The sequence below is a fragment of the Melittangium boletus DSM 14713 genome, assembly GCF_002305855.1.
In the GTDB taxonomy this organism is placed as follows: domain Bacteria; phylum Myxococcota; class Myxococcia; order Myxococcales; family Myxococcaceae; genus Cystobacter; species Cystobacter boletus.
Genome location: NZ_CP022163.1, coordinates 6,936,631 through 6,961,163, shown reverse-complemented (window position 1 = coordinate 6,961,163; position 24,533 = coordinate 6,936,631). Strand labels below are relative to the sequence as shown.

Below are 24,533 nucleotides of genomic sequence, written 5' to 3'. Positions count from 1 at the left end.
TGGTCAAGCTCAGTGCGCCCTCGCCCTTTCGAGGAGGAAAGAGCATGGCCTTGGATGCAATCGTGGAGCGTAGTCCTGTGACGGTCGTAAGCGTTCACCGAATCAGGCGGCGAGTGCCGCTTGAGCGGTGGTCATGCCCGGGAGCAGGGAGGGAGTGGGAAGTCCGCGTCGATGTGCTCGCATGCATTCGGTGAGGAACTCCAGGACGTTGCGCCCCTGTAAGTCGAGCGTTGTTACCGCCGTCAATATCCGCTCCACGAAACGGCTCCCTTCAGGTGACTGTGTCCCAAAGCTCGTCTTCCGATAGAGCACCGCATGACGGAGGAGCCGCTCCCCGTAGTTGTTGGTCGGCTCCACGCCTTCCACCTCGACGAATGTCCACAGGGCCTGCCTCAACTTGGGAATCTCCCTGGCCATGCCGGCCGTCTTCTTCTCGGCATGCTCCGCGGCGTCCCGGAGCAGCCGCTCCACCTCGGGCTCCACCCTCCTCATCTTCCGCTCGAAGTCCGCACGAGTCAGCGTCCCGTCCCTCACCCGGTGCCACCACTTGAACATCCGGTCGCGCTCTTCCATGAGCTCCCGGCCTATTCGTGCGCCCTCTCCGCCTCTGTCAATGAATCCCTGGAAGTCTCGCGTCAGGTGGCTCCAGCACAGTTGCCGAAGTGCCTGCTCATACCAGTTGTACGCGCTCCACCGGTCCGAGCCGAGAATCCCGGCGAAATCCTCTCCCAGCAATCCCTTGGCCACCTCACTGCCTCGGCTGGTGGCAATCCGGAACACGGCCAACAGTGCGCAGGCCACCAGCCACAGCCACGCACGCCGTCCGCGCCCCTCCACCCAGGCTTGATCCAAAGTCCGAGAGGGAAGATTTGAAGAGGGGTGAAGGGAGAACAATCTGTTTCAGGCAAAAGGGGAGCGTTCTTCCAGAGGGCGCTCGCGCGAGGAGCGCCCCGGGGAGGGGAACTGACTGATGACGGACCCACGAAGCCGAGGAGGTGGAGGCAGAGGAGGCCGGAGCCGGGCGCTGGCGGGCGCTCAGGCAAGTACGGCCAGACTCTCCGGCAGCACCGCCAGGCCCAGCAAGCCCTGGTAGAGCACTTCCTGGGTGCGAGCGTAAGAAACGAGCCTGCCGTCTTTTGGGGGCAGGTGCGTGCGCACCAGCGCCAGCAGATTGTAGGCCAGCAGCCTCAGCCAACTGAGCACCACGGGCGCCTGCCCACGCAAGCTGGCCGAGCCCGTGTCTTCCTCCAGCACGACGTCCGCCGTCCAGTTGGGCCCATTCTCTATTCCCCAATGCCCTCTCACCAGCGTGAGCAGCTGCTCTCCCGACAACTCCCCGCCAGGTACGGACGTTATAAACAGCCGTGTCTCCACCTCGGGCAACTTCCCCTCCCGCTCCCGCGTGCGGCGCACCCACACCCATTGCCTCGCTTCTGGAAACTCTTCTGTCTCGGGCACTCGTGTCGCTCTCAGCTGCCGCTCCACCCACTCGCCCCGCGCCCGCTCTCTCACCGTCACCTGTACGGGCAGGCTTGATTCAAAGTCCCACGGGAGAAGTTATCCCACCTGGACCTACGGGCGAGGTAAGGTGCCCGCCCACGGGCTGAGGAGAAGCGAGCGGCGCAGGGCTGATCGCGTGGCACGAGCCCGACACAGGTAGGACGCGGGCCAGTTGGGGCCATTTGGAGAGTGGAAATGGGCAGGGAGAAAAACCGGGGCGGGAGAGCTGGCGGGCCCTCCACACCCCCTGAGCGGCAAGGAGAAGCGAGGAGTCGCAAGAGAGAAGACACCTCGCCCGTGCAGGGGATGATGACGCGGTTGGCAATCACGTTCAAGCAGATAGTGGACCCCCGGGCAAGCCGCGGCAAGAGGCATGGTTTGGGGTCGATACTGTCGCTGTTGGTGCAAGGGATGGCGACGGGAAGAAGAGTGCTGCGACAGGTAGAGGCGTTGAGTGCGGACCTGGTGCGCGAAGGGACCGAGCCAGAGGGATTGCGCGGACCTGTGTCGGACACGACCTTGGATAGACTGCTCAGTCAGCTCGAGCCCGAGGGGTTGGACAAGGTGTTGCAGCAATCGGTGCGGACGGCGCTCAGGCAGGGAGTCCTGCGGCAGGACAGGATGGCAGCGGGAGTGGTGTCGATTGACGGCAAGGCGGGGGAGAGCACGCGAGGACAAGCGCCGTGCGAGCCGAACCACACGCTACGGGACGAGCAGGGGCAGGAGTATTGGTACCCCTTCGCGCTCAGGGCAGCGCTCACCAGCAGCAGGGCATGCCCGGTGCTCGACCAGATGATGCTGGAGGGCAAGCAAGGGGAGGCGACGGCCTTCCCCACGCTGCTGGGCAGGGTGGTGGAGAAGTATGGAGAGCATTTCAAATACGTGACGGGAGACGCGGGGCTGACGAGTGCGGCGAACGCGAAGGCGGTGAGAGAGGCGGGCAAGCATTACCTGTTCGCGGTGAAAGAGAACTTCCAGCGGCTCTACCCAATGATGTGGGTGGCGTTGGGGACAGCGCCCGTGCAGGTGTCGGTGCGAGAGCGAGCACGAGGCGAGTGGGTGGAGCGAGAGGTGAGAGCGGTGCGAGTGCCCGAGACGGAAGAGTTTCCCGAAGCGAAGCAATGGGTGTGGGTGCGCAGCAGGCGGGAGCGGGAGGGGAGCTTGTCCGAGGTGGAAACGAGATTGTTTGTCACCTCCATCCCCAGCGGGGAGTTGTCCGGACAGCAGCTGCTGACGGTGGTGAGAGGGCATTGGGGAATAGAGAACGGGCCGAATTGGACGGCGGACGTGGTGTTGGAGGAAGACACGGGCTCGGCGAGCTTGAGAGGACAAGCACCGGTGGTGCTCAGTTGGCTGCGCTTGCTGGCCTACAACCTGTTGGCGCTGGTGCGTACGCACCTGCCGCCAAAGGATGGACGGCCCGTGTCGTATGCCCGCTGCCAGGAAGTGCTCTACCAAGGCTTGCTGGGCCTGGCGGTGCTCCCGGAGAGTCTGGCCACGCTTGCCTGAGCGCCCGCCAGCGCCCGGCTCCGGCCTCCTCTGCCTCCACCTCCTCGGCTTCGCGGGTCCGTCCTCAGAGGCACCACTTTCAAGGTCATGTGGAGGGTGCTACCCTAGCGGTCAGGTGGGAGGGTGAAAGCCCACCTGGGCGGAAGTGGGTCCGGGGAGCCGGACGGTCGAGGCAAATTCCTCGCGCCCCATCGCGGAGGAACAAACGTGGCCTTGAAGGCAATCATGGAGCGTTTCACGCAGCGCAGTCCCGTCACGGTGATGGTGCGCCGCACGCTTGAGCATGCCCTGAGTTCGCAATGGATTGATGAGGTATTCGAAGCGAACCGAGAGCAGCAGTACACGCGCGAGTTGCTCTTCTCCTCGGTAGTGGATTTGATGGGAGTGGTGGCGCTGGGACTGCGACCGTCGCTGCACGCCGCGGCGCAGTCCGACCCGGACTTGACCGTCTCGCTGGCGGCGCTCTACGACAAAGTCAATCACACCGAGCCCCAGGTGGTGCGAGCCCTGGTGCAAGGGAGCGCGGAGAGGTTGTTGCCCGTGGTGCGGCCCATGAAGAAGCAGGGGCCGTGGGCGGCGGGTTACCAGGTGCGAGTCTTGGATGGCAATCACCTCCCCGCCAGTGAGAAGCGGCTCAAACCGTTGAGAGAATTCCGAGGAGCTGCGCTGCCCGGACAGTCGTTGGTGGTGTATGCGCCGGAGTTGAGCCTGGTGGTGGATGTGCTGCCGGCTGAAGACGCGCATGCACAAGAGCGGGCGTTGATGGGGCCGGTGTTGGAGCGAGTGCGGGAGGGAGAATTGTGGCTGGCGGACAGGAACTTCTCCACGAGCCGGATTCTGCGCGCGGTGCATGAAAAGAGAGCGGCCTTCATCATCCGAGAGCACGGCGTGTCGCCCAATCCGACCGCGCTGGGGGAGCGGAGGGAAGTAGGCCGAGGGCCAGCGGGACGTGTGTACGAGCAGGCAGTGCGAGTGGAGGGGGAAGAGCCGTTGGAGTTGAGACGGATTGAAGTGGAGTTGGAGGAGCCAACAGAAGACGGGGAAACAGCCATTCGGCTGCTCACGAACGTGCCCGAGGAGAAACTGAGCGCCGTGGAGGTAGCGCAGCTGTACAGGAAGCGCTGGACGATTGAAGGGATGTTTGGAGAGTTGGAGGCCGTGCTCGAGAGCGAGGTGCGGAGTTTGGGGAGACCACGAGCGGCGCTGCTGGCCTTTGGGGTGGCGGTACTGGCCTACAATGTGTTATCGGTGGTGAAAACCGCGGTGGAAGCCAGCCATGACCTGGAGGCTGCCAATATGCAGGTGTCCACCTATTACATTGCCGCCGAAGTGAAGTTCGCTTACGGAGGAATGATGATGGTGGTGGAGCCGGAGGACTGGAGCGGACAGGAGGTACGGAGCGCGGAGCAGTTGAGTGAGCTCCTGCTGGAGCTAGCGAAGAAGGTGAAGCCTTCCACATTGCGCAAACATCCCCGCGCCGCCAAGAAGAAGGTGAAGAAAGGCTATGTACCGGGAGAGGTGGCGCGCAAGCATGTGGCAACAGCACGTGTGCTCAAGGGCGAGAAAATCTCCTGAACAGCAGACGGAGGCCAACCAAGGCAGGCAAGAGACCAGTAGCACCGCAGCGCCGGGCGCTTCATGGCATGGCTATGTCTGATGGTCTGCCCAGCTTCACTGATGCGCCCTCATCCGCCCTGTCTAAACCATAAAGGTGGCGAGCCACTATTCGACCTTGAAAGGGGTGGTCCTCAGAGGGTGTTGAACTGGAGCGCTCAGGCAAGCCTCCGCAACATGAGGTCGATCATACTGATGTGAATAAACGCTTCGGATGAAGACTCCTTACGCTCGTAGTCCTTGGACAAGCGCCGCTGGCGATTCAACCACCCGAAAGTCCTCTCAACTATCCATCGCTTGGGCAATAGAACAAAGCCCTTCGCTTGGTCTGAGCGCTTCACCACTTCGACGTTGATGCCTGTCTTCGTGGCCACGGCCTGCACACGCTCCCCAGAATATCCGCCATCCACCCAAGTCTTCTTGAGCGTGGGATACTGCTGTGCAGCCACTGGTAACACCTTCCGCGCGCCATCCCTGTCCTGAACATCCGCCGTGCTTATCCATGAGACGAGCAACAGCCCCAGGGCATCAACCAGCAGGTGCCTCTTCCTGCCTTTGATTTTCTTTCCCGCGTCATATCCCTTCGTCTCCGCCTCTTGCACCGTCTTGACGCTCTGGCTGTCCAGGACTCCCGCCGTTGGCTCCTCCTCATGTCCCTCCTTCGTGCGCACCTCTCGCCTCAACTCATCGTTGAGATTCTTCCACGTCCCATCCTTCTTCCAGCGCGCGAAGTAGTGATAGACAATCCGCCAGTCCGGCAAGTCGTGCGGCATGTATCGCCACTGCGCTCCCGTGCGCTTGATGTACAGGATGGCGTTGACCACTTCTCGCCGTGGATGTAGCACCTCTTGGGGCCCACAGTGGCTGGCCCGGACGAAGGGTTCTACCAGCGCCCATTGTTTGTCCGTCAGGTCCGTGGGATAGCGCTGCCTATCGGGCATGGGAAGATCGCTCATGACCTTGGGAGATAAGGACTCTCGTGCCAAGCGCAACTTGCGCGGTCACCTGGTCGCCACTACCTTCGCGGTCATCCATCGGCAGGAGGACAAAACGGACGAAGGCAGCGGCTGCAGCGACTACGGAGTCACAAAAATTCCACGAACACATCGCCACAAGGGGCAGGAACGCACTGTTTTGGCCTTGAGCGCCCTACCTTGGAGCTAGGGAATCCCTCTGCTCCAGTTCAACACCCTCTCAGCCAGTTGCCCTCCCCGAGGCGCTCCTCTCGCGAGCGCCTGCTGGGAGCACGCCACGCTCTTGCCTGAAACGGCTTGCCCCCGGGCCCGCCCCCTTCAAAACCTCCCTCTCGGACTTTGGATCAGGCCTGACCTGTACGGGTGCTGTCCCCAGCGCCACCCACATCACGTCATGCAAGCGCTGGAAGTTCTCCTTCACGGCGAACACATAATGTTTGCCTGCCTCTCTCACCGCTCTCGCGTTCGCCGCGCTCGTCAGCCCCGCGTCCCCCGTCACGTATTTGAAGTGCTCTCCATACTTCTCCACCACCCGCTTGAGCAGCTTGGGGAAGGCCGTCGCCTCTCCTTGCTTGCCCTCCAGCATCATCTGGTCGAGCACCGGGCACGCTCCGCTGCTGGTGAGCGCCGCTCGCAGCGCGAAAGGGTACCAATACTCTTGCCCCTGCTCGTCTCTCAGTGTGTGACATGGCTCGCAGGGCGCTTGTCCTCGCGTGCTCTCCCCCGCCTTGCCGTCAATCGACACCACTCCCGCCGCCATCCTGTCCTGACGCAGCACTCCCCGCTCGAGCGCCGTCCGCACCAACTGCCGCAGCACCTTGTCCAACCCCTCGGGCTTGAGCTGACTGAGCAGTCTGTCCAAGGTCGTGTCTGATACCGGTCCGCGCAATCCCGCTGGCCCTGTCCCCTCGCGCACCAAGTCCGCACCCAACGCCTCTACCTGTCTCAGCACTCTTCTTCCGGTCGCCAGCCCTTGCACCAGCAGCGACAGCATCGCCCCCAACTCGTGTCTCTTGCCGCGGCTGGCCCTTGGGTCCACTATCTGCTTGAACGTTACTCCCAACCGCGTCAACATCTCCTGCACGGGCGAGGCGTCTTCTCTCTTGTGTCTCCTCGCTTCTCCTTGCTTCTCAGGGGGTGTGGAGGGCCCGCCAGCTCTCCCGCCCCGGTTTTTCTCCCTACCCACTTTCACTCTCCACCGGCCTCAACTGGCCCGCGTCCTGCCTGTTTCGGGCTCGTGCCACGCGATCAGCCCCGCGCTGCTCGCGCCACCTTGTCCCGTCCGCGGGCACCTTACCTCCTCCGTAGGTCCAGGTGGGATAACTTCTCCCGTGGGACTTTGAATCAAGCCTGGCCCCTCCACCCAGCTCGTCTCATCCATGGCCCGCTCCTGGTCGCGGATGAAACGCTCCGCCTGCTCCATGGGCGCCGCCAGGGCCTGGCTCATCTCCCGCTCCCGGTTGCTGACGGCACCCAGCGACAGGCGCACTCCCAGCAAGTCCGACAGCGCCTCCTGTACCAGCCGTTTGGAAAGCCGGTACTTGCCTACCCGCAGGCACACCAGCGCCGACAGGCGAGCGCCAAACACATGGCCAGCCACTTCTGGTGGAAGCAGGGCCCGATTCAACGTGCCACAGTGTGCACACGTCAGCCCATGGCAACGGTACTCCGTGACGACAGGCTTGAGCGGTGGCACTTCCACCACCTGGTGCCGCAGCGCCTGCTGCCGCGTGCCCTCCAGCTCGTGCTCGCAGCGCTCGCACTGCTTGGGCGGTGGCAAGTCGACGACACGGTCGACTTGCTCTTCTGGTAGCAACTCCCGCTTGTGGGGCTCGTGGCCGGGCTGCCCGCCTGGGCGGCGGCGCTTTTCGGGCCGCCTTGGCTTTCGCTTCGTTCCAAGCGGGTCCGACGACGGCGGTCTCGAGGAGTTGGTGGAGTTCTGCCCCAGGCGGGCCTCCAACTCCGCTACTCGGCGAGTGAGCGCCTCGACCAGGGCCGTCAGTTCCGCGATGCGCGCGTCTCTGGCGGCCACCTGCTCTTCCAACTCCGCGATGCGCGCGTCTCGAGGGTCTCCTTCCATCATGTGGCGATGAATAACGTCGGGAGTCACTCCGCGCGGCTTGACGTGCGCGGTCATACTCCCCCCTGCTCGCTCTCCACTCGGGCCAGCAGCGTCCTCATGCATCCGCAGCAACCCCCAGGCACAAGGTTCTCCGCCGACGCCACTCCCGCGCCAATCTCAAGCTCCGACTCGGTGAACGGTTAGTGCGCCGGGATAAACCGGCATGGAGTAGCGAATGAAAGAGTCGTACATCGAAGGGCTAGCCCCCCACGATGGCCCCGAGTCATGCGTCGACATCCGTGAGGGTGCAGGCGAAGCGTTGACAGGGGGATGTGCAGGCAGGGTATAGAGCCGCGAAATCAACCACTCCAGGATGCCGACGCTGTTAACACTACTGCGTCAGGGGCCCGAAAGATGAATGGGGATGCCAGCCAGGGGCCGTGAGGGGAACTGGGGGCTGGAGCGGTGGCAGCAAGGACAGCGAGGCAGCCAGGTGGCAATCACCCGGGCCATGGCAAGCCGTGCGGTGATGAAGCTGTCGTGAAAGTGGCGTTCAGGCCTGGAGCGGCTGCGCGTGGGCTTCACCCGCCCCTCGGGCCGAGGGGGGAAAATGCCGCGCGCGTTCGGCGATGATGAACGCGTAGCAGCACAGGGCGACGGAGACGTGGTGGTGCCAACCTGGAAAGCGCCGACCCTCGTAGTGGTCGAGCCCGAGCTCTCCCTTCAAGTCCTCGTAGACGCGCTCGGTTCGCCAGCGCTGCATGACAAGACGGATGAGCTGTTTCTTACTCATGCGCTCTGGCACTGAAACAAGGAAATAGTTAGCCGGCTCGGACTCACCTTCGCGCCATTCAATGAGCAGCCAGAGCGGTTCTTGTTGGCTTTTGGGAACTCCCGCGGCAATCACACGACGCAAGGCGAAACGCGCCCAGAGCGGCTCACGGGTGCCGCAGCGCCAGGTGCAGCGTCGAAAGCCTCCGCGCTCGTGCAGGTGCGAAGCCATGTCCTTGACGCTCATCGCCTCGCCCTGGGGGCGTCCCTCGTCGTCGAGGAGGCAAACGGCCGTTTGGGGGTCTACACCCACTGCATAATGCAGCCCCAAGGAGCGCACCTGTGCGCGGAACTCACTGGAGGAGCCATACGCGGAGTCCGCCAGGGCGACTCCTTTGGGAACGCCGTCCGCTATCGCTCGACGAATCATCTGCACAGCCAACTGGGGTTTTGTCTTGAAAGTCACCTCCTCGGGGATTCGGGCCTCCTGACGACGAGCGGAGTCATTGACCCAGGACTCGGGCAGGTACAGCTCGAAGTCGATGGGGAGGTGCTCGGTGCGGGTGGCGAGGCTGAGGCTGACGCCAATCTGGCAGTTGGTGATTTTGCCCGCCGAGCCGGTGTATTGCCGCTGCACGCCCACCGAATGCTTGCCTTGCTTGAGAAAGCCGGTGTCGTCGACAATCCATGCCTCGATGGGCTCGCGCTGCGTCATGGCGCCAAGGGCATAGCCAGTGGCCTCTCGGCGAACCTCCCGATCGCTCCAGCGGGAGTTGACAGCGAAGTGAAGCAGGCGCTGGTGCATGGCCTCGGTCTTGTCGGGGTCGGGGCAGGCCCGCGCGGCAATGGGCTCGACGCTCTTGCGCTCGCCCTCCCCCAGGAGGCCCAGGGCATAAAGGGCAAAGGAACCTCGGCGACTGTCCCCGCCCAAGACGTCGCCAATCTTTTGGAAATACGCCTCGAGTCGTTCAACTCCCTGGGCGTCCATGAAGGTGCGCATCATCTGGCTCACTGAATGGGCTTCACGACACAATCAATACGCACCGGCCGACTTTCGCGGTAGGGGTCCACACCTGACTTCCAAGACCAGGCGAGCAGACAGGCCCCTCCTTCACCTCCTGCTCAGTCATGACGCAGTAGTGTTAACCGAGGCGGAAGGCCACATGTCCACGAACGACAAGGCGAGTTCAGGGACGGTCCTGCGCGGTCGTAGACCCCTCGCATGCACGGACACTCCATGCGCGAGAACCGGGAGATCCGCTGTCCGCCCGCCGGAAGTAGGGCGGGACGTATCGGGAAGGCCAGTGGCCGTACGCCGATGATGAACGGGCAGAGGAAGTCAGACAGACTCGTAGTACCGACGAAGCCGCCGAACAAAGCCAGTAGTAGGGCCGCGGAGGTGGTGGAGGGAAGGAGTCTGGCCAGGGAGAAGGAGGGAGGGCAAAACACGCCCCGGACACAGCGCCGGACAATGCGTGTCCAGTGCGCCCTGCCGCCTACGTCGAGGAGCAGTACGGCCTTGACGTCAACATCCGAGGCAAGAGCCCAGTGCGCTAGCAGCGCCCGCTGGGATCTGTGCGGGGGGCGGCCCGAGTCCTGGGGCGAAGGGCCGTCCCTACCGCGATCACTCAATCTTCTTTATTCTGTAGCTTGGCGGATGACACCTAGCGAGAAGATGGATGCCTTGCTTTATGGCTGTGGATATCAACTTTGCGAAACGTTAGTGAGACTCGCCGACCCCGAGGGCCCCAAGGCTCGTTCAGGCGTTTAGGGATCTCGTGTTTCCATTTTTCCCGTGCGTCCCCTCCAATAATTGTCGCACTACGCCTATCTAGTGTAAGGACAGTTTTTCGACCTTCAGGGCTCCAAAAGAACATTTCCCATGATTCACTCAAGCTAATGGTCACAATAGCGCCGCGAAAGCAGGAGGGGCAATCCACATGTTTTGAAATGCCTTGACCTACGACATACTCGTTAACAATAACTTGATCAGGCAACTCTTCGACAAATCCTTTTTCTACTAATCGCGCACCAATTTGCTCGGCCCACTCAGGAAGAGGACCTAGGCGGTCTTTGGGCTCCACTTTCTTTGCTTTGTAGTTATAAGCCCATCCATAGTGCTGAACTCGGCGCTTCATGTCGTCACGCCATGGAGCAGCATCGATTGTGGCCAGAATTTCCCTTTCTTCTATTGCCGATATGAAGTCTGGAACAAACACAAGGCCTGGGACTGTATCACGATGCCCTGCATCTAATTTACGAGTGGAACCCACAAGAGGAGGTTCTGGCAAGCGCTCAACGATGCCCTCATGAATAAGCCACTGGCGAAAAGAATCATCATCGATTTCGGTGGTAATTGATGCTTCTACTGGAAGATTCAGTTCAATTGCCCCATTTATGACGAGAAGCGGCGCCCCTTTTGTTTCTACCTGAACCACACCTGCTCCCAGAATAGCTAGTTGCTGGTCCTTGAGGCGCAGTCTTTGACGCAGGCAAGTTGGTGAAAAATGCTGAGCCACATCAATCGCAGCTCGTCTGATGTCGGGCTGTTCGAGGTTTGCCGCAAACCACCGGCCACGGCTGTTCTCGGATCTTTCGGCCCAGTTTTTGTCGTCCCAATAGAGCCGTACTTTTCCTGCTTCACGGCTCCACTTTGGCTTTGCGGTTGACGCTCCCGGCCAACCAATGCGCGCAGTTTCTATGTTCGAAAGTTGCAATGTACGAATTGCCAAAAGCGAACGACCCTCTGTCATTCCGCGAAAGCGTGGTTCAAGGTCTCGGTATCCTTGAACAAGACCAGACAGCATTGCGCCGGTCCACCAAATAACTGGGGGAAGTGCACGAAGTTCGTGTGTCCATGTAATAAAGCGTTCCGGAGTTGGACGCAAAAGTACTAACTGAAGTGCTGCCCCAAGAGCACCGAAGTGCCGCTGATCGAGACGTACTGTGCGCTCATCATTAAGAAGCTCCCGCGTCTCGGATACCAATTCCTCCAATGACGAACGGGTGATGCCATTTGACAGCGCGCGTTCCCGAATTTCATCAAGAACTTGAAGAGGACGCCATGCTTCGCGCATGCGAACTGCCCTTAGAACATCGACAGTAGCGCGCCAAAAAGTGATGTTATGCGCATCCACGTCGCGACCATTGCTAGGCCTTGAGCGCCATGGTGGCTCGCTCCACCATGCAGCTCCCAGTCGATTCGCCGTGAATCCTTCTGTGGATAGATCAAGTGATTCGCAAAGTACATCAAGCCAGGGCGCGACCGCAGGCACAGCCCAAACAGCCATTGCTGCTGCGCCACGATCTGAATTCCAGTCTTGGCTTGGTGTAAAAGCGGTCTGGTCTTTTTGGTCTGGCGGCTGCTGTGCGGTCGATACTTTCAGACTGTATCGCTCAACATGAATAGGCTGAGTGGGCGCGGAGATATTCGAAAATCCTCTCGACATTGCAAGTAACCTAGCCTTGTCGAGTTGATTCACCACAGAAAAAGATGATACCGCAAATAATGGCAGCGGCCCTGGCCAGACAACTTCTTCGTCGATTTCGCCCACATCTGCGAGCGACACGCGGAGCCATTGATTGGCTCGCCAAGACAACACCTCTACTTGCGGTAGCCGAGCTGAATCAATCCAGGCAACCACGGTAATTTTATCCTCGGACACCGCAATATCTCTGGGCGTACCAACGCCCAGCCGGCTGGATTTGTCAGGGGAATTCAGCGGCCACCACTCGTCCGCTAGAAAACCGAGCCACTCTCGGTGGTCTAGCGTCAAGGCGAGCTTAACTTGGTGATTGTGCGTTGTTGTGTTTGTGCCCATGCCGTTCTGAGGAATCGTGATAGCCAGGTCGATTTGTTTGTTCGAATTAGGCATTAGCGAATCAACACCGGGGGAGAAGGTAGTGCCGCGAGCTGCTCATGGCCTAGGTATGCTGGATAGTCTATCAAAAAAAGTGCATCGCGTGCGCGTGCGCAGAGCATGTACAGTCTACGTTGGTCGCCAGTACTCCGGCAAGGAAGCGATCTACGCAGGTCAAGAAGATAAACAACACCAAACTCAAGACCGATAACAGCTTCACCAGTAAGAATGGTTACACCTTGTTCCAACAGACGTATTGAACTTTCAACGCCCTTGTTAGCTTCGCTTGTATATACGTCTACGCGCTCAGTTGGCAATAGCTTATTTAGGCGCGAATGCATCTGGTGTGCATCCTGTTTCCGAAATACAATTACTCCGATTGACTCGCCTCGATTGGCGTAACGCGTCGCAACGCGCTTGGGTAAATCGTCAATCGAATTTATCCTGATTAATCTAGGCGTTTCACCACCCGCTGGCCGCTGCACTACTGCGGGAGGGAGGATTTGAGACACGTGAAAATGCTCTGCAACGGCTGCGATTTCGGGTGTGTTTCGGTGATTGTCGGTAAGTCTGACCGGATCGGATAGGCCCGTCGCGTTGGCAATGTCGCTCAAAGACGACCGCTCGGGATGCGTGGCTTGATCCTCGTCAGCAAAAACAGTCAACACCCTAGCTCCATATTTGCTCGCCCAGGAGTAAAAACCTATTGGCAGGTTTTGGCCTTCGTCAATCACCATATGGTCAAACAGCGGTTCGACATTTAGGCTGGCGTAGTCGTCCAGTATGGCTTCCCACTCATATAAAAATGAGCTGAACCCTGGCACATTCTCGTTAAATCGCCTTCTGTAGTCGCCAGCAACAAGGCTATTCATGGTGACAGTGTCGAATTGGGCACTCCCGAGTTCCTTTGCTAACGCCGCAAGCATCCGATTTTTAGTGACGAGTACGACCGTTTGATTGAATTCGGGACCAGACAAAAACTGCGCCCGAAGTACTGCAAGACTTGTTTTACCTGAGCCAGGCGGGCCTGCGACAAACAACGGCTTGTCGGGTGCGGAATCATAGACGGTCCATTGCTTCCCAATCAAATCGTCCACTGCCGGTAGTTTCATTGAATTTTACTCTTAGAACTTAAGTACAGTGGTTGCCGGTCGAAAAAAAAGGGCGTATCGCAAATCGGCGGGATTTTTAGTCTTTTGGAAGAGTTCAACGTGGTCGCGCTTGAGCTCAAAACCGCTTTCGCGAAGTGCCTTGCTAAAACTAGGATACTTCTTATTGGGACCCGGTTTGGCGCTGTTCGTGTAGAGAACAGCTGCTGGTCCAGGTCCTATACGATTAACTGCGTTGACTACTGAGCCTACCAGAGATTCCACATCCACTGTGGGGCTTGCGAGTAGATATGAGGCAACCACAAGGGTTAGATCTCCGCGAATCCTACCAAAATCATGTATGTCGAGGTTTTGTCCAAACGACCATGTCGCATTTGGGTGGAATGCGCCAAGTCGTTTTGCAGTTTCAGCGAATCGTGCGCCGAGTCCGCGCATTGAATCTGCGCGGTCGAACCCATGATAACGAAACGCGCGCGCTTTATTGAGAGTTGCAGCAAGTGCTAGGCCTGCGGTGAATGGACCACAACCTAAGTCTATTAGTGTGGGCTGCCCTGCACGGCTCGTAATAGAGAAAAGCTGATCGAATGCTTCACCTAGTTCATCTAAATGCCGTGATTGGTTGTACTTTGCATAGAGCAAAGCGCGGTCTTCTCCTGTGAGTTTGCCTATGGGTGCATCGAAATCTGCTTGTCCCCCACCAAGCACCTCTTGGAATATCCGGTCTTTCGGATAGCCAAGAAATGTATTCGGTGCTGCCATCGTTCGAGCATCATTTCTAATACGAATATCAACCTCGGTATTGATTAAAGCTACGAGCCAATCTGGCCGACCGGGCATGTGTCCTCCCTTTTGGTCTGCCAGCGTAACCTACAGCCAAGTCCAGTTTACATGACCTCCAAAGTCATGTTTATCAGGGGGCCAAGCGAAGAACAAGCCACCTGAGAAGTAATGCGGCAAGTGCTTATTTGAATCTTTCATAACGACGGCTTCACGTACGCGCGCAGTACCATCCCAGGGCAATGCCCCGACACCGTCAGCCGGGTCAGTCGGCTGCATGGGGCCAGACACCATCGCACCAAGCTTCGCGGTGGCCTGAACTATTGGTCGAATGCGTCCACATGAAGCATATCTTATGCGCCTTGTTAGAGGCAGTCGGCGTTTCCCTTCTACATTGGTGGCGCAAAGCGGCCGGCCGGTGGAGGCCTGGGACATGCGCACCGCACGGTCCATGAGCTCCGTCTGGGCTCAGCGCTTGTCGCCCTCGCGGGAACGGCGCAACCACTCGCCCTCCGCGTTGAGCGTCCATGCGTGGGTGTTCTCCGCCAGGCAGCGCTCGCAGTTGTCGCCCACCTGGGCGATAAGCGGCGGATCCTCCACGGGCGTAAGCGCCTCCACGCGGTGGTCGAGGTTGCGCGGCATGAGGTCCGCCGAGCCGATTAGCAGCACGTCTCGCCACCGCGTTCGATGAGGTAGACGCGCGAGTGCTCCAGGAAGCGGCCCAGCGAGGAGACGACCCGGATGATCTCCGACGCGCAGCACCTGCGGCCGCAGGCAGCAGATGCCCCAGATGTTGAGTTCCACCTTCACGCCCGCGCGAGAGGCGTCGTAGAGCGCGCGGATGAGCACCGGATCCACCAGCGCGTTCATCTTGAGCTGGATGCGCGAGGGATTGTCCGCCGAGTGCGCGGCGATGGTGCGGCGGCTCTCCTCATGCAGGCCCTCGCGAATGTTGATGGGCGCCACCAGGAGCTTGCGGAAGGACTTGGGCCGCGCGATGCCGGTGAGGAAGTTGAGCAGGTCCGCCACGTCCACACCGATGTCCGGGTCTGTGGTGAACAGGCCCAGGTCCGTGTAGAGCCGCGCCGTCTTGACGCATAGGACGAATGGGAGGCCCGTAGCGAGGGTGAGGGCTGGAGCAGAGGGGCCCAGGAGAGCCGCGGACGGGTGCCGCCGAGCTGTGCGCTAGGCCGGTGGACGGCCGTGCATCCCTCTTCGGGCACACGCCCGCTCACCGCGCTTCTCTCTCGGGCGAGGCAGGGGGCTTAGGCATGTGGGCCATTGCGGCTTGGCTCTCAACACCACGCCCTCCGTGCAGCCCCTGCACAGGGGCGAGCTTCGCAGGCCGCGTGGGTAGGCTCCAGGTGCTCCACAATGGCGCGCACCCCACCGGGTGCCGTCAGGTACTCCAGCACCCAACACCTGCCTCCACACCGGACACAGGCGAACACGTCCAGCGCGAACCGCCTGCGCAGCAGCCCTGCCTCATCCACTCGCGGCGTCCGATCCTTCTTCTCTTCCGCCTTCGCCGCTGCCTCAGGCTCGGGGCCCGCCCCTTGCAGCTTCGGCGCGACCCCCCGCTTGGGGGAGCGAAAATGGCTGGAGTTGCGCGCCCGGAGCGAAGGCGCCGTGGAATCTCGTGAGGTTTGCTTGAGGTGGAGCAACCAGGGACGCTACACGCCGTAAAAGCTCCAGCTCGGTGAAACGCAGGTGCGTGGTGCCATCTGGCAGTGGGCGCATCATTCACTAGCGGGAGAGCTGGCGGGCCCTCCCCCCCCTTGAGAAGCAAGGAGTCACAAGAGAGGAGTCGCATGGGAGGGGTAGCGCAACTCCCGGACGACTGGAGGGCAGGCGGCTCCCCACACACGCTCCCGCATTCCCACGGGCACTCGGTTAGGCTGCCCCGGCGCCGCGCCCGGACCGCGTCATGACGGGCCGCGTCAGGAGTCCACGTGAAGTCCTTTTTCATGGTCGCGGCGGGAGCCGCGCTCTGGGGGTGCTGGTCCCTCTTCCTGCGTCCCGCCGGCCTCAGCGGCCCGCAGAGCGCCCTGCTCTCCATGCTCTTCATGGCCCTGCCCGCGCCCTTCGTGCTGCGCCGCGAGGCCTTCCGCGACCGGCGCGCCACGATCGCGCTCGCCGTCCTGGCCGTGTGCGACGCCGCCAACGCCGCCCTCTTCTTCGCCGCCATCCAGCGCGGGCCCGTCGCCGTCGCAGTCCTCACCCACTACCTGGCCCCGCTGTTCATCGCGCTCGCGGCCCCCGTTTTGATTGGCGAGCGCCGCTCGGCCCGGGCCCTGATGGGGGCGCCCCTGACACTCGCCGGGCTCGCGCTGCTGCTGGGCGTGCACCAGGGCGGTTTCGCCAGTCCCCAGACTGCCCTGCTCGGAGGAGGCAGCGCCCTCTTCTTCATGGCCAACGTGCTCGCCATCAAGGAAGCGGGGCGCGCTTTCTCGCCCCTGGCCATCAGCGCCCTGCATGCCCCCCTGTCCGCCGTGGCACTGATGTTGGTGTTCGGACAGGACGCGCTGCCCCCCGCGCTCGACTCGCGCGTGCTGTGGGTGGGTGGGGGCGCCCTGCTGTGTGGTCTCGTGGGGAACTCGGTGTTCACCGTTGGACTGCGCCGGGTGCCGGCCGCCTCCGCCTCCGCCCTCACCTACCTGGAGCCCCTGACCGCCGCGGTGCTGGGGTGGATCGCCTTCGGCGAGCGGCTGGGCGTGGCGGGCCTGCTCGGAGGGGCCATCGTCCTCGCGGCCGGGGTCTGGGTGGCCAGCGAGTCCCGCGCGCCCCAGGGCCCCCCTCCCCTGGCCGTGGAACGGGGTTGAGCCACAAATGGACGCCTTCCCTCAAATCCCCGCTTGCGCTCGGGGCCGGGGGAATGGTCCTCTTTTCCTTTCCACCCCTCGTGTTCGCGCCACGGAAACGCAGTACCCGTATGGAACCCTCCGTCGACAGCCGTGAGTACCGCGTCGTCTTCTTCTGCCCGACCTCGAGCGCCCAGCTCGAGCACATCGAGGCACCCGTGCGCCGCGTGCTCACGCGCATCTCCGCTCCGCCCGCCGAGCTCGCTCCGCTCGAGGCGGCCGGAACGCTCGGCGAGGCGGGCTGGCGCGTCTACCTGGTGCGCTCCATGACCGAGCGCTCCGCCGCGCACGCGCTCGCCGCCCACGTCACCGAGGCCGCGGCGGCCATCTCCACCGAGCTGGACACCGAGGTGCTCGGGCTCTACGTGGACGTGGCGAGCGACACCGCGCGCGTCTGCCGCTGCATGCCCGAGGAGAACCCCGAGACGTTCTCCGGCCAGCGCCGCAATGTGTTGGACCGCACGGCGGAGTGGCTGGACATCAACCCCGCCCACCTCTCGGCGCTCTTCCAGCTCGCCCTGGACACGGACGAGGAGATGGACGCGGAGGATCGCTTCGTGGAGACGAAGCTGCGCGAGGCGCGCGAGTTCATGCAGCGCTATCGTCAGCGCCGATGAGATCCAGTACCCCGGCGGACCTCGCCGGCCGCTGCCGGGGCTGCTACCTGCCCCTCGCGTTGTGCCTGTGCGCCGAGGCGCCCCGGGTGGACACGCGCACCGACGTGCTCGTCATCCGCCACCATAAGGAAACCCACAAATCCACCAACACGGCGCGGATCGCGGGGCTGGCGCTCAAGCGCTGCCGCATCGTGCCCTATGGCGCTCCGGGCGTGGCCTTCGAGCCGTCGGTGCTCGCCGAGCCGAACACGTGGATCGTCTTCCCCGAGGCCCCCGCCCCGGCCCCGGATGCACCGCCCCCCGAGCGCCTGGTCATCCTCGATGGAAGCTGGGCCCAGGCCCGGCGCATGTACCAGCGCATTCCCGGGCTCCTGCGCCTGCCGGGAATCGCCCTGCCGCCGCCCGCGCCCGACACGCGGCGTCTGCGCCAGCCTCCCCACCCCTACGGCATGTCCACGGTGGAGGCCATCGCCGGGGCGCTCGCCCTGCTCGAGGGGGAAGAGGTGGCGCGCCCGCTCTACGCGCTGCACGAGCTGATGATCGACCGCGTGCTGTCCTGCCGCGGCCTGGGCCCCTCCCACGACGAAGGGGATGACGCATGAGCGACGAGCACCGGGAGAAGCTCGTCTACGACTACACAATGGAGTCGTTGCTGCGGGTGCTCGGCCAGCCCCTGCTCCCCGAGCACATCGCCGGGCTCGCGGCGTTGGGCGTCCATCCGCGCCAGCTCGAGCCCGCCTACCCGGTGGCCGTGTACTCCCGGGTGCTCGAGTTCATCACCGGGCAGCTCTGGCCGGAATTGCCTCGGGAGGAGGCCTCCTTCGCGCTGGGCCGGGCCTTCATGGCCGCCTACCGGCAGACGCTGATGGGCAAGGCGGTGTTCGCCATGACGCGCGTCATCGGGCCGCACCGATCGCTGGAGCGCATGAGCCGCAACTTCCGCAGCGCGAACAACTACACCGAGACGCGGCTGCACCCGGTGGGGCCGAGCCGCTACGAGCTGTGGTTCAACCACGCACCGAATACCGGCTTCTTCCGGGGCCTGCTCACCGAGGCGCTGGAGAAGACGGGGGGTACCCAGGAGCTGAGCGTGACGCTGATGTCCCGGGAAGAGGGCGGTGAGGCCACCTTCCTCGTCACCTGGAGCGCGGACTGAACCCGCCGCGAAAAAGCGAAGCCCACCTCCCAGCACCTGTCGGCACTGGGAAGTGGGCTCCGTAGAATCCCGCGTGCCCCCCGGCGCCGCGGGAACCGGGAGACGCGATCGCGATGCGGTCGACAGCTCCCGGGAGTGTGGCCGCCACCGGACAAGCCCCCTCGCCCGGCGCAACCCTCCCTTGTTCTGAGACGCACCTTCCCATGCCCCGGGCGCGCCGTCTGTGAAGCCGCTCACACCCTCCGCCCTCCACCCCCACCCGACACGTCACACGGGAACGCACTCCGCCCTTCGGGGAAGAGGGGAGACTGGGCTAGCCTGCCTTTCCCGGATGATGTCCATCCGCCAGGAAGGCCCATGTCGCGCACCCTGCTTCCCCGTTTCCTCCTGACCCTGGGCCTCGTGGCCTGGACGGCCTCGGCGGCGCCGCCCACCGCCGCTCCCGCACTGCCTTCCTCCGAGGAACGTCTGGCCCACCTGGCCCGGCTGTGGGGTCAGGTGAAGTACCGGCACCCCGCGCTGGCCTATAAGGACATCGACTGGGACGCCGCGCTCGTGGCCGCCATCCCCCAGGTCGAGGCCGCTGGAGATGCCGCCGCCTATGCCCAGGCCGTGCAGGAGATGCTGGAGGCGCTAAAGGATCCCGCCACGCGCGTGCTCCGCCCCGACGAGACACCGGAAGGCACGGCCTCGTCGGCTCAGAGCCCGGCGCGAGCGTCCGACCGGTGGCCCGCCAAGGAGGTGCTGCTGCTGGACCTGAGCGCGCCCCAGCCCGAGACGCTTCGCGCGGACCTGGCCAAGGCCAAGGCCATCCTCCTGGATCTGCGGGCCCGGGGCCTGGACGCCCAAGCGCCCGAGGTCATGTGGCGGGCGCTCGGTGACGTGCTGCCGCTGCTGCTGACCCAGTCCCTCCAGGTCCCTGGCGAGCGCACGGTGTTCCACTCGGGCTACCGCGCGCACACCCTGCCTCCGAATGGACGCTTCAACAGCTCGCTGCTCACCACGTCGGGCGAGGTGATCGCCCCGAGGGGCCAGGGCAAGCCACGCCCCGTCATCTTCCTGCTGGATGACCAGTCCCCCGTGGACGCCCGCGTGCTGACGATGAAGGCCCAGGGCCTGGCGCAGATCATCACCGAGGGACGGCTGGACGACGGCGCGAGCGCGGAGAAGACGCGGGTGGAGCTGGGCGCGGGGCTGGTGGCCACGGTGCGCCTGAGCGAGCTGGGCGTCCCCCTGCGCGCGGACGCCGTGCTGCCCCGGCGCGCCCGCTCGGAGGGCAAGGACGAGACGCTGCAGAAGGCGCTGGAGTTGGCGCGCAAGCCCGTGCGCAAGGTGAAGTCGCGCGAGGTGGAGCTGCCCCCGGGCCGCTGGCGGGCGGACGCCGCGTACCCGGAGATGACGTACCCGGGCCGCGAATACCGCCTGCTCGCGCTCTTCCGGCTGTGGAACGTCGTGGAGCTGTTCTACCCCTACAAGCACCTGATGGACAGCGACTGGGACGGCGCGCTGCGCACCTTCCTGCCCCGCTTCGCCCAGGCGAAGGACGCCGCGCAGTACGCGCTGGCGGTGGCGGAGATGAGCGCGCTGCTGCGCGACGGCCACGTCACCTTGCACGGCCACCCCGAGCTGGAGAAGCGGGGCATCGCGGGAGGCTTCGCGCCCTTCGAGGTGATGGAGCTCGACGGCAAGCCGGTGGTGGTGCGCGTGGGAGACGCCGCGGCGGCCCCGGGCATCAAGAAGGGCCAGGTCCTCGAGACGCTCGACGGACAGCCCCTCGCGCAGCGGATGGAGGCGCTCAAGCCCTACGTCACGGCCTCGCACGCCGCGGCCCTGCGCTACCGCCTGTGGGCCCGCGCGCTGTCGGGCCCCGATGGCTCCCAGGCCACGGTGGGCGTGCGCGACACCGACGGCCAGCTCAAGCAGGTGCGCTTCACCCGGAGCCTGCGGCCAGCTCCGCCCTCGGGCGACCCCTGGCGCCTGTCCCAGGACAACGTGGGCTACGTGGACCTGACGCGCCTGATGCCAGCCGAGGTGGCGCCCCTCTTCGAGAAGATGAAGAGCACCCGCGCCCTGGTGCTCGACATGCGCGGCTACCCGAACGGCACGCTCTGGGCCCTCACCCCGTACCTGACCACGCGCAAGGTGCGCTATGGGGCGGTGTTCGAGCGCAACGTCGTCTCGGCGGGCGAGTCCACCGGCCGCTACAAGTTCCACGAGGAGCTTCCCCAGGCCAACGTGCCCCTGTACCGCGGCCGTACGGTGATGCTCATCGACGAGCGCACCATCAGCCAGGCGGAGCTCACGGGCCTGTTCCTCGAGGCCGCCAACGGCACCACCTTCATCGGCACGCCCAGCGCGGGGGCCAACGGCGACGTCACCAACCTGGTGCTGCCCGGCGGCATCGCCCTGCTCTTCTCCGGCGAGGACGTGCGGCACGCGGACGGCCGGCAGTTGCAGCGCGTGGGGCTCAAGCCCCAGGTGTACGCGCGGCCCACGCTCGCGGGCATCCGGAGCGGCAAGGACGAGGTGCTGGAGCAAGCCCTCGAATTCCTCCGGGGCCAGGGCAACTCCGCTGTCGGCCCCCCCCGCTGAACCCTCACCCCCAGGAGCCCATCCATGCCCCGTCTCATCCCCCACCCCACCCGCGTCGAAGCCGCGGGCAACAAGCCCAAGCTCATCGACGAGTACATCGGCCGGGTGAACTCGAAGGAAGCCGGCCTGAGCGTCGCGCACATGCGCAGCCCCGGCGGCTGGGTGGAGCCCGGCCAGACGCCCGAGTTCCAGGAGATGACGGTGGTGCTCAAGGGCGTGCTACGCGTGGAGAGCCGGGAAGGCGTCCTCGACGTCCACGCGGGCCAGGCCGTGGTGACCCAGCCCGGCGAGTGGGTGCGCTACAGCACCCCCGGGGAGGAAGGCGCCGAGTACATCTCCGTCTGCCTGCCCGCGTTCTCGCCCGACACCGTGCACCGCGACAGCTAATCCACCTTCTTCATCTCCTCGACGAAGGGACGCGGCTCCAGGAAGCCCGTCACCCGGGGCGCGCGGAGGATCTCGCCCCGGGACGACACGAACGCCACCGTGGGCAGTCCCTCCACCTCGAAGCGCTCCATCAGCGCGTCCAGCGCGTCATCCGCGCGCGTGGCGTCCACCTTCACGTTGAGGAAGCGCTCGGACTCGGAGATGACCTCGACGGACGGGTACGTCTCCCGGTCCAGCTCCTTGCAGGCCGCGCACCAGTCCGCGAAGAAGTCGATCATCACCGGCTTGCCCTCGCTCCGGGCCCGGGCCAGCACCTGCTCGAAGGACTCGGGGGAGAAGGTGGCGCCATGCGCGGGCAGCACCGCGCTCCACGCGAAAGCAGGCGCCTGGGGCGGCTCGGCCCAGCCGAGCGACACCCACCACGTCCCCACTCCCCGCTCGTCCAGCGCGCCGCCGCGCAGCACCAGCGCCAGCACCACGAGCGTCACCCCGAAGGTCTTGAAGGCGAAGTCCCGGGGCCCCTCCTTGAAGGACAGGTGAATGGCGCCCAGGAGCACGCCCACGCCCGCCATCACCGCGGCGATGGCCGTCCCCGGCGCCTGGCCCAGCCGCGCGAGCACGCCCTTCACCGCGCCGCCCACCGCCGGGAACGCGTCCTTGAGATAGGAGAAGGCGAGCGCCACCAGGACGATGCCCAGCACGCTCTTCACCCACTCCATCCACACCCCGCTCCGGGGCAGGCGCACGGTGAAGACACCAATGAGGAAGAAGGGCACGCCGATGCCCAGCGCGTAGACGAAGAGCAGCGCCGCGCCGAGCACCGTGCTCTGGGACTTGGCCACGAAGGCGAGCAATCCCGTGAGCACGGGCCCCGTGCACGGCGCCGCGAGGAATCCGGACACGCTGCCCATGAGGAAGGCGCCCGTCACGCCAGAGCCACCCACCGAGTTGAGCCGCTGCTGGAGGGCGCTCGGCAGGGCCAGCTCGAAGGCGCCAAACATGGAGGTGGCCAGCGCCAGGAGGAACACGGCGAGCCCCGTCACCACCACGGGACTGCCGAGCATGGAGCCAAAGGCCTGTCCCGTCTTCGCCGCCAGCACGCCCAGGGCGCTGAACACCCCGCCCATGCCGACGATGTAGGAGCTGGTCAGCAGGAGCGCCTTGCCCCGGCCCTCGGCCTGGCGCGCGCCGAAGACGGACACGGTGATGGGGATGAGCGGATAGACGCAGGGGGTCATCGCGGTGAGCAGACCCCCGGCGAACACCACCGCCGCGCCCAGGGCGAGGCTGCCCGATTCCAGGAAGCGCGCCGCGTCCAGCCCCGTGCTCAGCCCCGTCGGCAGCAGCCAGGGAATGACCGCCACGGCCAGACCCATCACCGCCGCGATGACGCCCACCTTCTTCTTCATATCCATGACGCTCCTTCGACCACCGGGGCCCCTATATACGCGCGAGCCCCGGTTGGGTGCACCCTATGCCGGAGGCGGCAGGGCCCTCGGGGCGGGCGCCGAGCGGCGCAGCGGCCAGAGCAACGCCACGAAGACCACCGACAGCACCGTGCCCAGGAGGAACACGTCCGCGTAGCTCCACCCCAGCGTGGAGGCGAGCAGCCCCGCCAGCGGCCCACCGGGCGACTTGCCAATCACCTCCACGCTCGCCAGCAGGGTGTAGTGCGTGGCCCCGATGCGCCGGTCCACCCGCGACATCATGAAGGCGAAGAGCACCGTCGTGAGCACGCCGCCGAAGAAGTGCTCCGCCACGGTGGTGACGATGACGCCGGTGGGCGTGGGGGTATGGAGCGCCAGCCACCACTCGCCCCCGAGCGGAAAGACGCGCAGGCACGAGGCGAGCGCCAGCGCCCCCAGCAACGGCATGCGGCTGGCCAGCAAACCGCCCGCCGCGGAGCCGAGCAACGACGCGATGATGCCCCACGTCCCCACCCACTGGCCGATCAACTCGGGAGCGAAGCCCGCGTCGACGAGGAAGGGCTTGAAGAGCACGTCCACCATCGTCTCGCCCAGCTTGTAGGTGCCGATGAAGAGCAGCACCCACCCCGTGCCCGGCAAGCGCCACAGGGCGACGAGCCGCTCACGCACCTCGCGCCAGGACATCCGCTCCCCGCCCTCGCCCGTCTCCGCGTCCGAGCGCCGGGGCTCTCGCGCCAGGGCCGCCACCGCGAAGACCCCCAGGGACAGCGCGGACATCGCCAGGAAGAGCCCGCGCCAGCCGAGCGAATCGCTCATCCACAGGAGCAGCCCTCCCCCCGTGAGCATCCCCAGCTTGTAGCCCACCACCTGGGCCGAGTTGCCCCACCCCAGCTCGCGCGGCTCCAGCAGGTCCACCGCGAAGCCATCCACGGCGATGTCCTGGGTCGCGGCGAAGAGGTTCATCAAGAAGACGAGCCCGAGCAACACGGGCAGCGCGCCGGGCACCGGGACGAAGGCGGCCACCGCGCAGGTGGCCGCGAGCCCCGCCTGCATGGGGAGGATCCACGACTTGCGCCGGCCGATGCGCTCCGAGCCATAACGGTCCACCAGGGGCGCCCACAGCGCCTTGCCCATCCACGGCAGCGCCAGGAGCCCGAGGCTGCCGATGACCAGGAGCGACACGCCCTGCTTGCGCAGGTACACGGGCAGCGCGGTGGTCTGGAAGCCGTAGGGCAGGCCCTGCACGAAGTACAGCGCGCTGAGCAGCCCCAATTTGCGGAACGAATGTCGCGTCACGCCCCGGACGCTACCCGGGAA

General features: G+C 64.2%; 20 protein-coding genes and 1 pseudogene. 8 read left to right on the top strand and 13 right to left on the bottom strand.

Annotated features, from left to right (window positions below; all coding sequences use genetic code 11):
• Window positions 1–102: 102 nt before the first annotated feature.
• Window positions 103–837 (bottom strand): annotated as a pseudogene (gene tnpC / locus MEBOL_RS29105) (IS66 family transposase); the annotation flags it as partial.
• Window positions 838–1,035: 198 nt separating this feature from the next.
• Window positions 1,036–1,458: a hypothetical protein gene (locus MEBOL_RS29100; protein ID WP_170115611.1), complete on the bottom strand. Its 423-nt coding sequence runs from the start codon at window positions 1,456–1,458 to the stop codon at window positions 1,036–1,038.
• 237 nt (window positions 1,459–1,695) lie between these two features.
• Between MEBOL_RS29100 and MEBOL_RS29095 the strand changes: the two genes are divergently transcribed.
• Window positions 1,696–3,009 (top strand): ISAs1 family transposase, encoded by a 1,314-nt coding sequence (locus MEBOL_RS29095; protein WP_095980497.1) that lies wholly within the window; start codon window positions 1,696–1,698, stop codon window positions 3,007–3,009.
• Between the two features lie 261 nt (window positions 3,010–3,270).
• Window positions 3,271–4,584 (top strand): IS4 family transposase, encoded by a 1,314-nt coding sequence (locus tag MEBOL_RS29090; RefSeq protein WP_095982807.1) that lies wholly within the window; start codon window positions 3,271–3,273, stop codon window positions 4,582–4,584.
• 197 nt (window positions 4,585–4,781) lie between these two features.
• Here the strand turns inward: MEBOL_RS29090 and MEBOL_RS29085 are convergent, their stop codons facing one another.
• The 9 genes from MEBOL_RS29085 to MEBOL_RS44160 form a co-directional block, all read right to left on the bottom strand.
• Window positions 4,782–5,579 (bottom strand): IS5 family transposase, encoded by a 798-nt coding sequence (locus MEBOL_RS29085; RefSeq protein ID WP_157775614.1) that lies wholly within the window; start codon window positions 5,577–5,579, stop codon window positions 4,782–4,784.
• Between the two features lie 238 nt (window positions 5,580–5,817).
• Window positions 5,818–6,672, bottom strand: coding sequence for a transposase family protein (locus tag MEBOL_RS29080; RefSeq protein WP_245920165.1), 855 nt, complete (start codon window positions 6,670–6,672; stop codon window positions 5,818–5,820).
• Between the two features lie 129 nt (window positions 6,673–6,801).
• Window positions 6,802–7,680: a DUF6444 domain-containing protein gene (locus MEBOL_RS29075; RefSeq protein ID WP_157775607.1), complete on the bottom strand. Its 879-nt coding sequence runs from the start codon at window positions 7,678–7,680 to the stop codon at window positions 6,802–6,804.
• Window positions 7,681–8,212: 532 nt separating this feature from the next.
• Entirely contained in the window at window positions 8,213–9,418 is a 1,206-nt protein-coding gene (locus MEBOL_RS29070; protein WP_095983074.1) for an IS701 family transposase, read from the bottom strand.
• Between the two features lie 676 nt (window positions 9,419–10,094).
• Window positions 10,095–12,305, bottom strand: coding sequence for an alpha-ketoglutarate-dependent dioxygenase AlkB (locus MEBOL_RS29065; protein WP_095983073.1), 2,211 nt, complete (start codon window positions 12,303–12,305; stop codon window positions 10,095–10,097).
• Window positions 12,305–13,402, bottom strand: a complete 1,098-nt coding sequence (locus tag MEBOL_RS41440) for an AAA family ATPase (RefSeq protein ID WP_157775604.1) — start codon at window positions 13,400–13,402, stop codon at window positions 12,305–12,307. Before MEBOL_RS41440 ends, MEBOL_RS29065 begins: the two co-directional genes overlap by 1 nt.
• Before the next feature lie 12 nt (window positions 13,403–13,414).
• Window positions 13,415–14,236 (bottom strand): small ribosomal subunit Rsm22 family protein, encoded by an 822-nt coding sequence (locus MEBOL_RS41435; RefSeq protein WP_157775601.1) that lies wholly within the window; start codon window positions 14,234–14,236, stop codon window positions 13,415–13,417.
• A 408-nt stretch (window positions 14,237–14,644) separates the two neighbouring features.
• A complete protein-coding gene (locus MEBOL_RS29060) occupies window positions 14,645–15,328 on the bottom strand; it encodes a hypothetical protein (RefSeq protein ID WP_483869365.1) in 684 nt (227 codons plus the stop codon).
• 384 nt (window positions 15,329–15,712) lie between these two features.
• On the bottom strand, window positions 15,713–15,916 hold the full coding sequence (locus tag MEBOL_RS44160) for a transposase (RefSeq protein ID WP_425437652.1): 204 nt from the start codon (window positions 15,914–15,916) through the stop codon (window positions 15,713–15,715).
• 212 nt (window positions 15,917–16,128) lie between these two features.
• Here MEBOL_RS44160 and MEBOL_RS29045 point away from each other — a divergent pair, with 212 nt between their 5' ends.
• From MEBOL_RS29045 to MEBOL_RS29020, 6 genes are all read left to right on the top strand, one after another.
• Entirely contained in the window at window positions 16,129–16,998 is an 870-nt protein-coding gene (locus MEBOL_RS29045) for a DMT family transporter (RefSeq protein ID WP_179956317.1), read from the top strand.
• A 110-nt stretch (window positions 16,999–17,108) separates the two neighbouring features.
• Window positions 17,109–17,654, top strand: a complete 546-nt coding sequence (locus tag MEBOL_RS29040) for a hypothetical protein (protein ID WP_095980493.1) — start codon at window positions 17,109–17,111, stop codon at window positions 17,652–17,654.
• Window positions 17,651–18,256: a tRNA-uridine aminocarboxypropyltransferase gene (locus MEBOL_RS29035; protein ID WP_095980492.1), complete on the top strand. Its 606-nt coding sequence runs from the start codon at window positions 17,651–17,653 to the stop codon at window positions 18,254–18,256. Before MEBOL_RS29040 ends, MEBOL_RS29035 begins: the two co-directional genes overlap by 4 nt.
• Complete coding sequence (locus MEBOL_RS29030; protein ID WP_095980491.1) at window positions 18,253–18,810, top strand: DUF2378 family protein; 558 nt, start codon at window positions 18,253–18,255, stop codon at window positions 18,808–18,810. The genes MEBOL_RS29035 and MEBOL_RS29030 overlap by 4 nt, the downstream gene beginning before the upstream one ends.
• Before the next feature lie 357 nt (window positions 18,811–19,167).
• Window positions 19,168–21,402, top strand: coding sequence for a S41 family peptidase (locus MEBOL_RS43250; protein WP_095980490.1), 2,235 nt, complete (start codon window positions 19,168–19,170; stop codon window positions 21,400–21,402).
• Between the two features lie 24 nt (window positions 21,403–21,426).
• Window positions 21,427–21,789, top strand: a complete 363-nt coding sequence (locus MEBOL_RS29020; RefSeq protein ID WP_095980489.1) for a cupin domain-containing protein — start codon at window positions 21,427–21,429, stop codon at window positions 21,787–21,789.
• Here the strand turns inward: MEBOL_RS29020 and MEBOL_RS29015 are convergent.
• Window positions 21,786–23,204 carry a protein-disulfide reductase DsbD family protein gene (locus MEBOL_RS29015; protein ID WP_095980488.1) on the bottom strand — a complete coding sequence of 473 codons (1,419 nt, stop codon included), beginning with the start codon at window positions 23,202–23,204 and terminating at the stop codon, window positions 21,786–21,788. The two genes, MEBOL_RS29020 and MEBOL_RS29015, sit on opposite strands and share 4 nt — an antisense overlap.
• A gap of 57 nt (window positions 23,205–23,261) precedes the next feature.
• On the bottom strand, window positions 23,262–24,512 hold the full coding sequence (locus MEBOL_RS29010) for an MFS transporter (RefSeq protein WP_095980487.1): 1,251 nt from the start codon (window positions 24,510–24,512) through the stop codon (window positions 23,262–23,264).
• Window positions 24,513–24,533: the final 21 nt, after the last annotated feature.

Excerpts from the sequence above, each read along its gene's own strand:
- MEBOL_RS41440 (WP_157775604.1), bottom strand. The coding sequence starts at position 13,402 with ATGAAACTACCGGCAGTGGACGATTTGATTGGGAAGCAATGGACCGTC.
- MEBOL_RS29035 (WP_095980492.1), top strand. The coding sequence starts at position 17,651 with ATGAGATCCAGTACCCCGGCGGACCTCGCCGGCCGCTGCCGGGGCTGC.
- MEBOL_RS29030 (WP_095980491.1), top strand. The coding sequence starts at position 18,253 with ATGAGCGACGAGCACCGGGAGAAGCTCGTCTACGACTACACAATGGAG.
- MEBOL_RS29090 (WP_095982807.1), top strand. The coding sequence starts at position 3,271 with ATGGTGCGCCGCACGCTTGAGCATGCCCTGAGTTCGCAATGGATTGAT.
- MEBOL_RS29040 (WP_095980493.1), top strand. The coding sequence starts at position 17,109 with ATGGAACCCTCCGTCGACAGCCGTGAGTACCGCGTCGTCTTCTTCTGC.
- MEBOL_RS29015 (WP_095980488.1), bottom strand. The coding sequence starts at position 23,204 with ATGGATATGAAGAAGAAGGTGGGCGTCATCGCGGCGGTGATGGGTCTG.
- MEBOL_RS29075 (WP_157775607.1), bottom strand. The coding sequence starts at position 7,680 with ATGATGGAAGGAGACCCTCGAGACGCGCGCATCGCGGAGTTGGAAGAG.
- MEBOL_RS29095 (WP_095980497.1), top strand. The coding sequence starts at position 1,696 with ATGGGCAGGGAGAAAAACCGGGGCGGGAGAGCTGGCGGGCCCTCCACA.
- MEBOL_RS29070 (WP_095983074.1), bottom strand. The coding sequence starts at position 9,418 with ATGGACGCCCAGGGAGTTGAACGACTCGAGGCGTATTTCCAAAAGATT.
- MEBOL_RS29020 (WP_095980489.1), top strand. The coding sequence starts at position 21,427 with ATGCCCCGTCTCATCCCCCACCCCACCCGCGTCGAAGCCGCGGGCAAC.
- MEBOL_RS41435 (WP_157775601.1), bottom strand. The coding sequence starts at position 14,236 with ATGCCCGGTCGGCCAGATTGGCTCGTAGCTTTAATCAATACCGAGGTT.
- MEBOL_RS29085 (WP_157775614.1), bottom strand. The coding sequence starts at position 5,579 with ATGAGCGATCTTCCCATGCCCGATAGGCAGCGCTATCCCACGGACCTG.
- MEBOL_RS29080 (WP_245920165.1), bottom strand. The coding sequence starts at position 6,672 with ATGTTGACGCGGTTGGGAGTAACGTTCAAGCAGATAGTGGACCCAAGG.
- MEBOL_RS43250 (WP_095980490.1), top strand. The coding sequence starts at position 19,168 with ATGTCGCGCACCCTGCTTCCCCGTTTCCTCCTGACCCTGGGCCTCGTG.
- MEBOL_RS29065 (WP_095983073.1), bottom strand. The coding sequence starts at position 12,305 with ATGCCTAATTCGAACAAACAAATCGACCTGGCTATCACGATTCCTCAG.
- MEBOL_RS44160 (WP_425437652.1), bottom strand. The coding sequence starts at position 15,916 with ATGCGCCCACTGCCAGATGGCACCACGCACCTGCGTTTCACCGAGCTG.